The sequence below is a fragment of the Chryseobacterium mulctrae genome (assembly GCF_006175945.1).
In the GTDB taxonomy this organism is placed as follows: Bacteria; Bacteroidota; Bacteroidia; order Flavobacteriales; family Weeksellaceae; genus Chryseobacterium; species Chryseobacterium mulctrae.
In genome coordinates this window covers 1,836,197-1,851,603 of record NZ_VAJL01000001.1, presented here as the reverse complement: position 1 = coordinate 1,851,603, position 15,407 = coordinate 1,836,197, and the positions used below count along the sequence as shown (strand labels likewise).

14 protein-coding genes and 1 tRNA gene are annotated in these 15,407 nt (G+C 35.3%); 12 read left to right on the top strand and 3 right to left on the bottom strand.

Features of this window, described 5'->3' with window-relative positions; translation table 11 throughout:
• The first annotated feature begins 48 nt into the window (after window positions 1-48).
• From FDY99_RS08330 to FDY99_RS08275, 12 genes are all read left to right on the top strand, one after another.
• Complete coding sequence (locus FDY99_RS08330; RefSeq protein ID WP_139420635.1) at window positions 49-2,967, top strand: SusC/RagA family TonB-linked outer membrane protein; 2,919 nt, start codon at window positions 49-51, stop codon at window positions 2,965-2,967.
• Window positions 2,968-2,986: 19 nt separating this feature from the next.
• A complete protein-coding gene (locus FDY99_RS08325) occupies window positions 2,987-4,480 on the top strand; it encodes a RagB/SusD family nutrient uptake outer membrane protein (protein WP_139420633.1) in 1,494 nt (497 codons plus the stop codon).
• 119 nt (window positions 4,481-4,599) lie between these two features.
• Complete coding sequence (locus tag FDY99_RS08320) at window positions 4,600-5,019, top strand: Fur family transcriptional regulator (protein ID WP_074230922.1); 420 nt, start codon at window positions 4,600-4,602, stop codon at window positions 5,017-5,019.
• A gap of 44 nt (window positions 5,020-5,063) precedes the next feature.
• Window positions 5,064-7,010 carry a heavy metal translocating P-type ATPase gene (locus FDY99_RS08315; RefSeq protein ID WP_139420632.1) on the top strand — a complete coding sequence of 649 codons (1,947 nt, stop codon included), beginning with the start codon at window positions 5,064-5,066 and terminating at the stop codon, window positions 7,008-7,010.
• A gap of 279 nt (window positions 7,011-7,289) precedes the next feature.
• Window positions 7,290-7,652, top strand: a complete 363-nt coding sequence (locus FDY99_RS08310) for a hypothetical protein (RefSeq protein WP_139420630.1) — start codon at window positions 7,290-7,292, stop codon at window positions 7,650-7,652.
• Between the two features lie 82 nt (window positions 7,653-7,734).
• On the top strand, window positions 7,735-8,010 hold the full coding sequence (locus tag FDY99_RS08305) for a YHS domain-containing protein (protein WP_139420627.1): 276 nt from the start codon (window positions 7,735-7,737) through the stop codon (window positions 8,008-8,010).
• Window positions 7,997-8,680, top strand: a complete 684-nt coding sequence (locus FDY99_RS08300; protein WP_185148720.1) for an SCO family protein — start codon at window positions 7,997-7,999, stop codon at window positions 8,678-8,680. Before FDY99_RS08305 ends, FDY99_RS08300 begins: the two co-directional genes overlap by 14 nt.
• Before the next feature lie 106 nt (window positions 8,681-8,786).
• Window positions 8,787-9,461, top strand: coding sequence for a superoxide dismutase (locus tag FDY99_RS08295; RefSeq protein ID WP_139420625.1), 675 nt, complete (start codon window positions 8,787-8,789; stop codon window positions 9,459-9,461).
• 4 nt (window positions 9,462-9,465) lie between these two features.
• A complete protein-coding gene (locus tag FDY99_RS08290) occupies window positions 9,466-9,834 on the top strand; it encodes a hypothetical protein (protein ID WP_139420623.1) in 369 nt (122 codons plus the stop codon).
• Between the two features lie 447 nt (window positions 9,835-10,281).
• Window positions 10,282-11,109, top strand: a complete 828-nt coding sequence (locus tag FDY99_RS08285) for an MbnP family protein (protein ID WP_139420621.1) — start codon at window positions 10,282-10,284, stop codon at window positions 11,107-11,109.
• Window positions 11,093-12,148 (top strand): cytochrome-c peroxidase, encoded by a 1,056-nt coding sequence (locus FDY99_RS08280; protein WP_139420619.1) that lies wholly within the window; start codon window positions 11,093-11,095, stop codon window positions 12,146-12,148. The genes FDY99_RS08285 and FDY99_RS08280 overlap by 17 nt, the downstream gene beginning before the upstream one ends.
• Window positions 12,149-12,160: 12 nt before the next feature.
• A complete protein-coding gene (locus tag FDY99_RS08275) occupies window positions 12,161-13,102 on the top strand; it encodes a transporter (RefSeq protein ID WP_139420617.1) in 942 nt (313 codons plus the stop codon).
• 104 nt (window positions 13,103-13,206) lie between these two features.
• Here FDY99_RS08275 and FDY99_RS08270 read toward each other — a convergent pair whose 3' ends face one another.
• The 3 genes from FDY99_RS08270 to FDY99_RS08260 form a co-directional block, all read right to left on the bottom strand.
• Window positions 13,207-14,412, bottom strand: coding sequence for an MFS transporter (locus FDY99_RS08270; RefSeq protein WP_139420615.1), 1,206 nt, complete (start codon window positions 14,410-14,412; stop codon window positions 13,207-13,209).
• A 48-nt stretch (window positions 14,413-14,460) separates the two neighbouring features.
• Window positions 14,461-15,117, bottom strand: a complete 657-nt coding sequence (locus FDY99_RS08265) for a FadR/GntR family transcriptional regulator (RefSeq protein ID WP_139420613.1) — start codon at window positions 15,115-15,117, stop codon at window positions 14,461-14,463.
• A 134-nt stretch (window positions 15,118-15,251) separates the two neighbouring features.
• Window positions 15,252-15,323, bottom strand: a tRNA-Glu gene (locus FDY99_RS08260).
• Between the last annotated feature and the right edge of the window lie 84 nt (window positions 15,324-15,407).

Below are 15,407 nucleotides of genomic sequence, written 5' to 3'. Positions count from 1 at the left end.
CTTTTCTGCAAAGGGTTAATTTTTAAAATTTGATAAATGAAATGAGTTATGATTAACAAAAATTTAATTAATTCTAAAGCTTGGATTCCACCTATTGCAGTGTTTTTCTTAGGAATAATCAACATTAATGGTCAGGAAGCAAAAAAAGATACACTTCGCGAACAGGATATAGATGAAGTAGTAGTTGTCGCTTACGGAAAAGCGAAAAAAACAAGTTACACAGGCTCTGTGGCAACGATTTCGAGCGAAAAAATAAATAACAGACCGGTTACCAATATTACCAAAGCTTTGGAAGGACAGGTTCCGGGTCTTCAGGCGGTAAGTGCTTCTGGACAACCGGGTGCAACGGCATCTATTCGTATTCGTGGAATTGGCTCGGTAAGTGCTTCAAGTAATCCTTTGTTTGTGGTAGACGGAATTCCTTTTGACGGGAATATCAACTCGATAAGTCCGAATGATATTGAATCGATCAGTGTTTTGAAAGATGCTACAGCAAGCTCACTTTATGGTTCAAGAGCAGCCAACGGAGTAATTATTATTACAACAAAATCCGGAAAAAAAGGTGAGGCTAAAGTGAATTTTAATATCAGTCAGGGTTTTTCTACAAGAGCGGTTAAAGATTACGAACAGGTAAATACAGATCAGTATTTTCAATTGTATTGGGAAGCTTTGAGAAATGGCTACAAATCAAGTCAGGTTACTTCTCAACAGGCGGCGCAAATGGCGAGTGATGCTTTGGTTTCCGGAAGCAATGGTTTAGGAATAAATCCATACGGATCAAATTATGCAAAACCTGTAGGAACCGATGGGAAGCTTTTGCCTGGAGCTACTGCTTTATGGAATGATGACTGGAGAGATATTCTTCAGAGAGTGGCAGCAAGAAGCCAGGTCGATCTAGATTTCAGTGGTGGAAGCGAAAAAAGCAATTACTTCTTTTCATTAGGATATTTGGATGATAAAGGAATTGCTATTGGATCAGGTTTTACAAAATACAGTACAAGACTTAAAATAAACTCTGAAGTTAAAAAATGGTTAAATGTTGGGGCTAATTTAAGTTATACGAACAGTCTTCAGGAAGCGCCACCTTCTTCAGATTCCAGAACGGATAATATTATTAATGCAGCAAGAGTAATTCCTTCTTTTTATCCTTATTACGAAAGAAATGCAGACGGAAGTCACCGATTAGATGCCAATGGAAATTATATCTATGACTTTGGAAAATACCGTCCTACAAGTGCTTTACAGAATCAAAATGCTGCAGCGACATTACCTTTAGATAAAAATGAAAACCGTGAAGATAACTTTTCAGGAAAAGGGTTCTTAGACTTTACTTTCTTACCGGAATTAAAGTTTAAATCTAGCTTTTCTGTTGATTTGGTTAATTACAACGGTCACTTTTATTCCAATCCTTTGATAGGGCAGGGAAGTGAAATCGGTGGTTCAGTAACAAAAACAAACTCAAGAACGCTGTCTTATACAACCAGTAATATTTTGACTTTTGATAAAAAATTCAACCAGCATCACTTTAATATTTTAGCGGGTCAGGAATTTTATCATTACGAATTTCAAACTATTTCTGGAAACAGAAGCCAATTTTCACTTCCATATTATTATGAGCCAGATGCGGCAGCTTTGTTAGGTGGATTTAGCGGAAGCAGTGATAAATTGGGACTTTTAAGTTACTTAGGAAAAGCGGAGTATGATTTTAAAAATAAATATTTCATTTCCGGATCGGTAAGAGCAGATGGCTCTTCAAGATTTTCGCCCGAAAACAGATGGGGAACTTTCTGGTCAGTTGGTGGATCATGGAAAGCTTCGAGCGAAAATTTCATTAAAGATTTAAATATTTTTGATCAGTTGACGCTTCGTGCAAGTTATGGTGGTCAGGGAAATGACAAATTGAGCACGTATTATGCGTACCAAAGTTTGTACACATTTTATAACAATCTTGGTGAAGGCGGTACGGTTGCAAGCAGACTTCCGACTCCGGATCTGAAGTGGGAAACCAATCTCAACTTAAATGTGGGGTTAGAATTTGCCATTCTGAAAAACAGAATTAAAGGTAATGTAGAATATTTCCAGCGTCAGAGTAAAGATCTTTTGTTTGATATGCCTTTGGCTCCATCAGTTGGTTTCAGCGGTTATCAGGCGAATATTGGAGAATTAAAAAACACAGGTTTTGAATTTTCTCTCTTTACAACACCTGTTAAAACAGATGATTTCGAATGGAATGTTGATGTGAATCTAAGTACTTTAAAAAATGAAATTACAAAGCTTCCGAAAGGTTCAATTGTTAGCGGGACAAAACGTTTGCAGGTTGGAGGTTCTATTTATGATTTCTTTATTCCTGAATGGATGGGAGTTGATCCGACTAACGGAAATCCGCTTTGGAAAACAATTACAACTGATGCAAACGGAAATACAGTAGAAGGAACGACTTCTGAGTATGCAAAAGCTACGAAAACTCTGCAGGGTTCTTCTTTGCCTAAAGTAATGGGTGGTCTTACAACAAGCATCAGATATAAAGATTTTGATTTTTCAGGATTACTGACTTTCAGTTTGGGAGGTAAAATTCTTGATACCGATTATACGATGTTGATGCATAATGGAAGTGCTGCGGGAAGAGCATGGAGCTCTGAAATGTTAAACCGATGGACTCCCGAAAATACCAATACGGATGTTCCGGCTTTAAGCACAACAACCAATAACTGGACTTCCGCTTCGTCAAGATTCTTATATTCCGGAACGTATGCAAGAATTAAAAATGTAAGCTTAGGATACACCCTTCCTTCAGATTATTTTGAAAAAATCGGATTGAAAAAGCTGAGAGTTTATGTTCAGGCAGAAAACCTTTTCACATTCTATAAGCATAAAGGAATGGATCCTGAGCAAACTTTAGACGGAACAACGTACTACAGATATCCTGCAATGAGAACGGTAACTTTTGGTGTGCAGGCTACTCTTTAAAATATTTAAAATCTTACATATGAAAAAATTAAAATATATATCTTTTGCTTTAATTGCTGCAGTTTCTCTGATAAGTTGTGAAAATGACCTTGAAACTGCCCCGACAAATCAGGCAGATGAAGCCGAAATTTTCAAGACTGCTGAAAGTGCTGAAACGGTGATCAACGGAACCTGGGCAAAATTTAATGATGACGGAACAACGTATGCCAATATTGGATATTCAACGGTTTTAAGAACCAGCGATGCAATGGGAAGTGATGTTGCGGTTTTGACCAATAAATATGGTTTTCCATCGGCTTATGCATTTACCGATTTGGTGAATAATACAGGTAGTAGATCGCTTTATATCTGGACATCTTTATATTCTGTTATCAATAATATGAATAACGTGATCGCTAAAATTGATGCAGCAGAAGGAACTCAGGAAAAGAAAGATCAGGTGAAAGGCCAGGCGAAAGCTTTGCGTGCTTTTTGTTACTGGAATCTTGCAAGTTTTTATCAGTTCAGTTATTTAAAAGATAAAAATGCACCAACGGCTCCAATTTATACAGAACCAGCAACGACCAATTCTGTAGGAAAGAAAAAAGCGAGTCTTGAAGAAATTTATAATTTAATTAAAAGTGATTTAACTGATGCCAACCAATTGCTTCAAAACTATTCTAGAAATAATAAAGATAAAATCGATCGCTCTGTAGTTAACGGGCTTTTGGCAAGAGTATATCTGAATACAGGAGAATGGACGAAAGCTGTAGCTTCTGCACAAATTGCCAAGACAGGATTTCCGCTAATGAATGCCGAGAAATATAAAGAAGGCTTCAACGATATTACCAACGGAGAATGGATCTGGGGACATGCACAAACTCAGGAACAGTCTGGTGAAAGCTATGCATTCCACTATTTGGATGTTTCATCTTCGGGAAGTTATTATTACAGTTTTATGGCCGATCCTTATTTTAAAGATCTGTTTGATACGAATGATATCCGTTCTTCTCTATTTTCTTGGGATGGTTTACCGGGAAGAGAAGGGCTTTTGAGATATGCTAAATTTAAGTTTAAAGCTAATTTAATTGCCGATATCGTTTTCATGAGAGCTGCTGAAATGTATTTAATTGAAGCTGAAGCTGAAGCAAGAAGCGGAAATGTTGCCAATGCTGTTGCAATTTTAAACCAACTAAAAACAGCAAGAAAAGCCAATGTTTATACGGGTTCAATTGCACAAAATGATGTCATTAAAGAAGTTTTGATTGAAAGAAGAAAAGAATTGTTCGGAGAAGGTTTTTCTCTTTCAGATATCATCAGAACACAAGGTAAAGTGGAAAGAAAAGCTTATGTAAACTCAAGTGGACAACCAATCCCGGTGCAGATTACAACGCCAAATGGTACGGTGAAAACGGTTAATGGAAGAGGACATTCTGTTTTTGCATTTCCTGATCAGTCAGCTTTTGCGCCCAATAGCAGATATTATTTGTTTTCAATTCCGCAGAAAGAAATTGAGAACAATCCAAATTTATAGTTTTGATTTTATTTTGGAGTCTTTGTAGAAATGCAAAGGCTCTTTTTTTGATTTAAAACATTAAAATATATTCTAAAAAGCTAACTTTGAAAGGCTTTTACCAATGAAAGCTCAATATCATGAAACAAAAAATCGAAAATAAGCTCATCGACAAAAATACCAAACCTACAAGCATGAGGATCTTGGTTTACGATTTTTTAAGTTCACAAGAAACAGCTTTGTCTTTGTCCGAGATCGAAAATTATTTTGAAAATGCCGATCGAACCACAATTTACAGAACATTAAAAACCTTCGAAGAAAAAGGAATTGTTCACAGCATTCAGGAAAATTCGACCACGAAATATAAATTGTGTCATGATGATTGCAACGAAAAAACGCATAAAGACTGGCATCTGCATTTCTACTGCAAGATCTGCAAACAAACGACCTGCAAAGAAGATATTTCTTTCCCCGAAAGCATGAAAACCAATTTTAGAATTGATGAAATAAGGCTTTTTGCCAAAGGTATTTGCGAAAACTGTCTCGAAAGTTTGCAATAGTATTGCATTCGCGTTCACTCTATATTTGTTTAAAATTATTTGTTATGGAAGAATGTTGCACTACAAAACCTAAAAAAGAGCACAACCACGAAGATCACGACCATGATCATTCTCACGAGGTTCAAGACAGATCAACGCTTCAGCTTTTCTTACCCGCAATTATATCATTTGGTCTGCTTTTGATCGGAATTACGTTTGATAATTTCATTGAAAACAATTGGTTTAACGGTTGGGTGCGTCTTGTTTGGTATTTGATAGCCTATATTCCTGTGGGAATTCCTGTTTTAAAAGAAGCCTACGAAAGTATTGTTAAAGGTGATGTTTTCTCAGAATTTTTCCTGATGGGAATTGCTACGATCGGTGCTTTTGCGATTGGAGAATATCCTGAAGGTGTTGCGGTGATGTTGTTTTATTCGGTGGGTGAAGTTTTTCAGGCAATGGCAGTTACCAAAGCTAAAACCAATATTAGATCTCTTCTCGATCAGCGTCCTGATGAAGTGACCGTTTTAGAAAATGGAACTCCCAAAGTAATAAAAGCTGAAAAAGCGAATATTGGAGATATTATTCAATTAAAATCTGGTGAAAAACTGGGTTTGGATGGTGAATTACTTTCTGAGAAAGCCTCTTTCAATACCTCCGCTCTTACCGGAGAAAGCAAACCTGATACAAAATCGAAAGGTGAAATGGTTTTAGCAGGAATGATCAATTTAAATACAGTCAGTCAGGTAAAAGTGACGACCGCTTATAAAGACAGTAAACTGAGCAAAATTTTAGAAATGGTTCAGAATGCGACCTCTCAAAAAGCTCCGACAGAATTATTCATCAGAAAATTTGCTAAAGTTTATACTCCTATTGTTGTATTTCTGGCGATTGGAATTACTTTTTTACCTTACTTTTTCGTTGAAGATTATGAGTTTAAAAGTTGGCTGTACCGAGCATTGATTTTCTTAGTGATTTCTTGCCCATGTGCGTTGGTGATTTCTATTCCATTGGGTTATTTTGGTGGAATTGGCGCAGGAAGTAAAAATGGAATTTTATTTAAAGGAAGTAATTTTCTGGATGTTTTGGCGAATGTTCAAAACGTTGTGATGGATAAAACAGGAACGATGACTGAAGGTGTTTTCAAGGTTCAGGAAGTGAATTTTGGAAATGAATTTAATAAAGATGAAATTTTAAAACTAGTCAATGCGCTTGAAAGCCAGAGTACGCATCCTGTAGCAACAGCTATTCATCAGTTTGTGGGCGAGATCGATCATTCTATTCAATTAGAAAATGTAGAAGAAATTGCAGGTCACGGTTTAAAAGCAACGATTACAGATAAAGAATTGCTGGTTGGAAACTTTAAGCTGATGGATAAATTCAACATCAATTACGATCTGAAAACTGAAAATATTGTTTATACTTTAATTGCCATAGCGTATGATAAAAAGTTTGTTGGATATCTTACCATCGCAGATTCCATCAAAGAAGATGCTCAGTTAACGATCAATAAACTAAAAGCATTGAATGTAAAAACCACGATGTTAAGTGGCGATAAAACTTCTGTTGTACAGTTTGTTGCGAATGAATTGGGTATTGAAAATGCTTTCGGAGACTTACTTCCTGAAGATAAAGTAAATAAAGTCAAAGAACTGAAAGCTAAAAACCAAACCGTTGCTTTTGTTGGTGATGGAGTAAATGATGCTCCCGTTGTTGCTTTAAGCGATGTCGGAATTGCAATGGGCGGATTGGGAAGTGATGCAACAATTGAAACTGCTGATGTCGTAATTCAGGATGATAAACCGAGCAAAATCCCAATGGCGATCAACATTGGAAAGCAAACTAAAAAGATAGTTTGGCAAAATATAATTTTAGCATTTGCGGTAAAAGCTATTGTTTTAGTTTTAGGAGCAGGAGGTTTAGCAACAATGTGGGAAGCTGTTTTTGCTGATGTGGGAGTTGCATTATTGGCAATCTTAAATGCAGTAAGAATTCAGAGAATGAAGTTTTAATAATGCTGGAAGACGGGAGCTTGATGTTGGAAGTTTTACAAATAAACTACAAAAGTTTCTAATAATTTTTATCAATAGGGGCGGACTTTAGTCCGTCCTTAAAAATATCAAACTTCCAACGGCTTTAGCCAAAACATATTAACATAAATATATTTTCAAACATCTGTGTAAATCCGTGCAATCTGTGGGGAAATAAAGACCTCCATCTTACCTGACTTTCATCATAAATTAATGCATAAATAAATTTTGTACACTATATTTGTACTAAAGATTTGATACTTGAAGTTTTTCTTATCCTTTTTCATCGTATTTACCATTGCAATTCGCCCTGTTTTGCCAATGTTAAATTATGCGGTCAACTACGATTACATTGTGAAAAACCTTTGTGAGAACAGAAAAATTATAGAATCTGATTGTAAAGGAAAGTGTTTTGTAAAAAAAGAATTAGCAAAGACCGAAAAGGGATCTAATAATGCTCAAAATATTAAGATTGCAGGATTAGATGTTTTTTTATCTCATGAAATTCTTTCATTTTCAAATATTAGTAATGCAGATCTAAAATCAGAAAACCCTAATTCAAATCATATTCAGTTACATTCTTCAGAATATTTTTCACGAATATTCCATCCTCCTTTAGTTTAATTTATTTAACCTGAAACTTTAGTTTTGATTTTTATCAAGGCTTATATTCATATTAATTAAACTTAATTTTAAATTCTATTTAATGAAATCTAAAGTTATCTTAACGGCATTATTGTCTGTTTCATTATTCGCCTGTGCGCAGGAAACGCCTAAAGTAAAGCATAAAAAGAAAAATACAACTACAAAAACAACCTCACAAAAAATAAAATTTGCAAACGCTGTAGATCCTATTTGTGATATGCCTACCGAAAGCGATATGAAAGATACCGCAGTTTACAAAGGAAAAACGTACGGTTTTTGCAGTAGCTACTGTAAGGATGAGTTTAAGAAAAATCCTGAGAAGTATGTCCAAAAGTAAAAAAACTGAGAGCAGCGCAAAAAAGAAGATCATTATTCCGATTGCGGTTATTGCATTGTTGTTTTTGGGAATTGGAGTTGGGATGAGCTATTTTAAAAGCAGTCTTTACACGGTGATGAAAGTTCCGGATTTTGAGCTGACGGATCAGAACAGTAAAAAAATTACCAACAAAGAGATGCTCGGAAAAGTATATTTAGTTGAATTTTTCTTCAGCAAATGTCCTACAATTTGTCCGGTGATGAATACCAATATGAGATTTATTGAAGATCAGATCAACAATCCCGATTTTGGAATAATCTCAATAAGCATCGACCCTGAAAATGATACTCCCGAATTATTAAAACAACATGCGCAAAAGATCGGAACAAAATCTCCAAACTGGCATTTTCTGACAGGTGACCGAACTTATATCGGAGATCTTGCAGATAAATTTGATATCTACGTCGGAGACAAAGAAGATGAAAGTGAAAATCTTAATCACAGCGGAATGATCGCTTTAGTTGATAAAGAAGGAAATATCCGTTGTCGCTACAACAAAGAAAATATGCCGATCCTCTATTATTCAGGATTGAATTATGAAGACGCCGAAGGAAAGATCCCTAAATTGAATGGGAAATTTCATCCTGACCGGGAAATTTTAATCGAGGATATCAAGAAATTATTAAAATAAGGCAGGAAGTTTGAAGCTAGATGTTTGAAGTTATGATGACACCGAAAAAAGACATCCATCTTCCAACAAAAGAAAAATAAATGTTAAACCATATAAACAAAAAGTTATGAAGATTTTTAAAATCGCTGCACTAAGTGCGGTTTTTGCGGCGCAGTTTGCGTTTGCACAGTTTAAGCAGACCCCTTTACCATACGCATACAATGCATTGGAAGGTAATATCGATGCGCAAACGATGGAAATTCACTATTCAAAACACGCAGCGGCTTATGTTGCCAATTTGAATAAAGCTATTGCCGGAACTCCACAGGAAAAGCAAACTTTATTTGAAATTCTTTCAAAAGCGGGAACTTTACCAATGGCTGTAAGAAATAATGCGGGAGGTCACTACAACCACGAGTTGTTCTGGACGGTTCTTACACCACAAAAAGACACGAAACCATCTGCAAAATTAACAAAAGCAATTACTGATGCTTTCGGAAGCATGGATGCTTTTAAGGAAAAAATGAGCAAAGCAGGAGCAGACCGTTTCGGTTCGGGTTGGGCATGGCTTTCTGTTGATAAAAACGGGAAATTATTCGTTTCTTCAACACCAAACCAAGATAACCCTTTGATGGATGTTGTGGAAGAAAAAGGAACTCCAATCTTCGGGATCGATGTTTGGGAGCACGCTTATTACCTGAAATATCAGAACAAAAGAGCTGATTATTTAACTGCGATCTGGAACGTAACCAACTGGAAAGAAATCAGCAGAAGATATGATGAAGCGTTAAGCAAAAAATAATCTTTTGAATTTAATTTGCAGCATATTTCTCACCTTTTTCACGGTTTTCAGACCTCTGATCCCGTTGGTGGAGTATGCTGTAAATTATCAATATATTAGCGAAGAACTCTGCGTCAACAGGAAAAATGTTACGCTCAACTGTAATGGTAAATGTTACCTTGCTAAAGAATTATCAAAAACAACCGATACCGATTCTTCGCCTTTAAACAAAACAAAAAACTCAGGGCAGAAATTACTCGACATCTACGTTCTTCCTGAAATTATAGCCGTCAATTCCACAGAAAAGTCGATCTTTTCTACAACCAATTTCCTTTACAAAACAGGCTACTCGTTTCTGTTTTTAAAACACATTTTCAGACCGCCGGTTTTTTAGTATCCCTTTTTATTATTTTGGGCGATTCCCTTTCCATGGCTTTTCCAGCTGCTTGGGTCGGGCTGTCCACTCATATCTTTTTTTAGATTCTTCCTTGCGTCAGAATCCAAAAAAAGGATAACTGCTTTCATCCCTATCGCGATGGAGCGTCTCAATATAATTTGAGTTCAGGTTAAATAATGAATATCAATAGTTAGTTATTTAACGCAAAGAATTATTAAAATAATTTTGATTTAAGTAGGCAAAGAAAAATCAATAAATTGATTGATAAAACCGTTGCTCACGCTTCGCGATGCAAATTTATTTGCCTTTTCTTTCTAAAATATAAAGTTTAAATACAAGAATCTTTGCGTAAAAAAATCTTTTCAAATTTTAAAGATTGCAAACTGTTATCAATATTTCTTATCCTGAATTAAGCTAACATATTTATCACTAAAAAATCAAAAAATGAAAATTTATAAATTTTTATCATTATTATTTATTGTCTTTACTTTTTTCACTTTTACATCATGTAGAAACAACGATGAAGAAGATTCATCACCTGAAACAAATGGAAAACTTCAGCTCAAATTCGAAAACGGTTTCAATAACCTTGGAAATATTGTTCTCAATCAAACGACTCAAACCTCTTCAAACGGACAAAAACATCAGTTTTCAACTTTAAAATATGTTATCAGCAACATCAGTTTAATCGATGAAAACGGAAACGAATTCAAATACAACGAAAATAATCCCGACAAAGGCGCTTTTATCATCAATCAGGAAAAAGCAGTTGCCGGAATTGTTTATGTAGATTTAGATGAAATTCCAAAAAACAATTATATAAAAATAAAATTCGGATTGGGAATCAGTCAGAACGCGTATTTACTCGGACAAAACGGACAGGCAGAATTTTGGGAAAAAGCTAAAAAAGAAAGTCTCACCTGGTCTTGGGCTGCAGGATATATTTTCGTGAAATTGGAAGGGAAATACGGAACAGGTTCTGCCAATACAGAATTTATGAATCACACCGGAAACATGGGAAATGTTACCGCCAACAATACTCCGGATTTATATCGTGAAGTAATTTTAGACCTTCCGACAACAGCAAGAGTTTCTGCAAGTGTAAAACCTTCCATTCATATTTTGGCAGATCTTAATCAATATTTGAGCGGAGAAACAACAATAAGTTTTTCCACAACAAATGATATGGCGATGGGGTCTAATCAGCATTTGGTGAATGTGACAAATAATTTAACCAAAATGTTTAAAGTAGACCATGTTCACAATGATTAAGCAGATTTTTAAAACAGGATTGGTTTTAATGTCTTTCCTGAATTTCATTTCATGTTCTGAAGAAGTTATTCAGCCTTTGGAAAAAGACGAAGCGGTGAATCTTCAATTTCCTTCTTATTTTCCGGAAATGACTTTCAATCAATCAGAAAATTCCATCACAAAAAATGGAGTGGAGTTGGGAAGAAAATTATTTTATGAAGGCAGACTTTCCAGAAACAATACGATTTCATGTGGCTTCTGTCATATTCAGGAAAATGCGTTTACGCACCACGGTCACACAGTAAGTCACGGAATCGATGACAGACTAGGAATCAGAAATGCACCACCGATCCAAAATATGGCGTTTTTAAAACGATATATGTGGGACGGTGTAATTCATAATTTAAATCAACAACCGATTATTCCGATGACGGATGTAAACGAAATGGATAGCTCGATGCCTGAAGCAATTGCAAAACTCAGCAAAGATGAGGTGTATAAAAAGCTTTTTAAGCAAGCTTATGGTGATGAAAGTATTACGGGAGAAAGAGTTTTGAAAGCATTGTCTCAGTTTATGGTTACTTTAATTTCTGCTGATTCAAAATATGACCGTTTCAAGCAGGGAAAAGAAAAATTAAACTCTGAAGAATCTCAAGGAATGGCTTTGTTTCAGCAAAAATGTGCGTCGTGTCACAGCGGAGAATTATTTACCGATGAAAGTTTCAGAAATACCGGCATGTATTACAATACTCAATTCAAAGATACAGGGCGACATCGTGTGACGCTTGACCAAAATGACTGGATGAAATTCAGAGTTCCGAGTTTAAGAAATGTAGAATATACTTCGCCTTACATGCACGACGGAAGATTTTATACGTTGGAAGCAGTGCTCAATTTTTATTCAGATAATGTAGAAGATGATCCCAATCTCGACCCGCAATTGAAACAGAATAATCATATCGGAATTGCGATGAATACTCAGGAAAAACAATTCATTATTGCTTTTCTAAAGACTTTGTCCGACAAAAGTTTTATTTCTAATCCCAAGTTTGCGGAATAAATTTTAATTAAAATGAAGAAGATATTTTTAATTTTAAGTCTGGTTTTATTTAATTTAAATCAAGCTAAAACGATCAATGACAGTTTATATATTCCAAACGATCTGAGTGAAATTTTATTTAATGAATGTGATGCTTGCGGATGTGCTGCAGGAAACGGCTCTTCCGGTTTTGAATCGCTTTTAAATCCTCAGTTTATTGGAATTAAATATTTTGCTCAACATTACAAAGCGAAAGAGAATTTGTTTGTGAATGATTTAACCCAAGACCAGTATTTTAATACGATTCAGCTTTGGGCTAAAGTTCCTTTAACTCAAAAATTAAGTGTTTATGCAAGTTTACCGTTTCATTTTCATGAAAAGAAAACTTTGCAGGGTGACATTAATATCAATGGGACTGGTGATTTTAATCTGATGGGAATTTATAAACTGATCAACTCAAAAGACAATATGCATGAGCTAAACGGTGGAGTAGGAGTAAAAGTTCCGCTCGGAAAATTTGATGAAAAAGGAGTTTCGGGAGTTAATCCAAGTTTTCAGTTGGGAACCGGAAGTTGGGATTATCAGGCTGTTTTGAATTACAGATTTCAAAAAAATAAAGTGTCTGTTCTTCTCAATACCGATTATACCATAAAAACTGAGAATAAGAAACACTACCAGTTTGGCAATCAATGGAATTATTCAGCCACCGGATTTTATCAAATTTTTAGAAATGAGAAAACCATTATCTCTGGAAAAGCCGGTTTTCAGGGCGAAGTTTATGACAGAAACCGTCAGTACAAAGAACATCTTCCGAAAACTGCAGGAAGTGCTTTATATGGAAAAATGGGGTTTGAAGCTTCCTTTAAAAAGTTGAGTATGGGAACAGAATTAATGCTTCCGACTTACACCAATTTGGCTGGTGGAGATATTGAAGCTAAATCCAGATTCAGTGTTTTTATCAACTTTGGGATTTAAATAAAAAATAGAATTTTAGGAAAAGCCATTTTTATAAATGATCTTTACACCTAAAATTCTATTTAATTTAAATTTTATGTAGTCCTCATCAGCTTTGGTGAGGACTATTTTTTATGTCCTTTTATATTGGGTAAAAATGCAGTGATGATCCCCATTAAAGGTAAGAATGCACAAATTTTAAAGACAAATTCTATACTGGTATCATCTGCAACAGCGCCTAATATTGCAGAACCAATTCCTCCCATCCCAAACATGAAACCGAAGAATAATCCGGCAACCAATCCGATTTTGTTAGGCATAAGGTCTGTGGCGTAAACTAATATTGCGGAAAATGCTGAAGCAATGATCAATCCTATTAAAACAGCGAAGATGATCGTCCAGAATAATGAAAGATAAGGAAGGCAAAGCGTAAATGGCGCCGCTCCCAAAATAGAAGCCCAGATGATCTTCTTCCTACCATATTTATCTCCCAATTTTCCCCCTAAAATTGTCCCTATAGCAACTGCCGCTAAAAATATGAACAAATAAAGTTGAGAATCTTGTACCGAAACATGGAATTTATCAATCAAAAAGAAGGTAAAATAATTGGTCATCGACGCCAGGTAAATGTACTTTGAAAAAATAAGAGCCAATAAAATGGATACAGAAAACAAAATCTTTTTGCGGGAAAGCTGTATCTCAATAATATCACTTGGGTGTTTAGCAGATCTTTTTAATGATAGTCTTTCAGCATACCAGTTTCCGATTCTCCATAATACAATAATTCCGATGAAAGCTGCGATGGCAAACAATCCTACGTAACCTTGTCCCAAAGGAAGAATAATCAATGCTACCAAAAGCGGTCCTATTGCACTTCCTGAATTTCCACCTACCTGAAATATAGATTGGGCCAATCCTTTTTGTCCGCCCGATGCCAATTGCGCAACTCTTGAAGCTTCAGGATGAAAGATAGAAGATCCCATTCCGATCAATGCGACAGAAATTAAAATAACATAATATTCGTGAGCAGCAGCTAGCAAAAGTAACCCAGCCATTGATAATGCCATTCCAATTGCCAAAGATCTTGGATTTGGTTTTTTGTCAGTATAAATTCCAACAAAAGGCTGCAAAATTGAAGCGGTAAGTTGAAATACCAATGTGATAATTCCAATTTGTGAAAAGGATAAGCTGAATTCTCCTTTCAAAATGGGATACAATGAAGGAATAGTAGATTGGATCAGGTCATTCAAAAAATGCGAAAAACTGATCATAAAGAGAATAGGATAAACAATTTTTGTGGTGTCAACTGTTTTGGTAGTTATATTTTCCATGCTATTATTTTATTCATCATATCATCTGATGAATTTTGTTAAATTTTTTTAATAAATCTGATCTACTATTTTTTGAGCAATGATAGCTGCTTTCTCTGCATCACCATTCTCTATCGATAGATAAAGATCGATATGAATTTTCTGAGAAATTTTAAATGATTCTGTATTGTTATGATGTCTCGTTTCGAAAGAACTCATAATATGTTTGGTTGCTATTTTGTAGATTTCTTTTAAAAGATTATTTCCACATGCTTCTGCAATGGCTAAATGGAAATTAATGTCTGCTTGATAACATTCTGTCGCAAGATTTTGTTCTGCAAATTGATTTCTGAGATTCAGATAATTTTTAATTGTTTCTAAATCTTTCTCAGTTCGGTTAATCGCTGCTTTTGCTGCAATTTTTGAATCAAGCAATGAACGTACTTCCTGTACTTCCTCGATCTGTGCTTTATTCATTTGAGTTTCTAATGATTCGTGAACATTTTTAGAAACTACAAAAGTTCCTACGCCTTGCTGTACATTAAGAATTCCCTGAATAGATAAGATCTTTATCGCTTCACGGATGCTGGAACGGCCCACGCCATAGATCTTCATCAGCTCAGGTTCAATCGGCAGTTTTTCCCCAATAGCATATTCATCGTTGGATATTCCTTCGATTAATCTTTCTGCTACTTCTTGTGCTAAAGTTTTTCTTTGAATTTGCATGATAAAAACATCATATCATCTGATGAGTTGCAAAAGTATAACTTTTAGAGATAGATAAGCAAACTTTATTGATGATTTTTAACAGTATTTTATTAAATGAAAAAAGAGATTTCAAATTTTGAAATCTCTTTTTGTAGCCCGTAGGGGAATCGAACCCCTCTTACCAGAATGAAAATCTGAGGTCCTAACCGATAGACGAACGGGCCATCTACCAAACTGTAAATGAATTTACAGGGTTAGTTTTTTTGTTTTTATAAGTTTCAACTCTTATTTTAATTACCCGGTTAGTA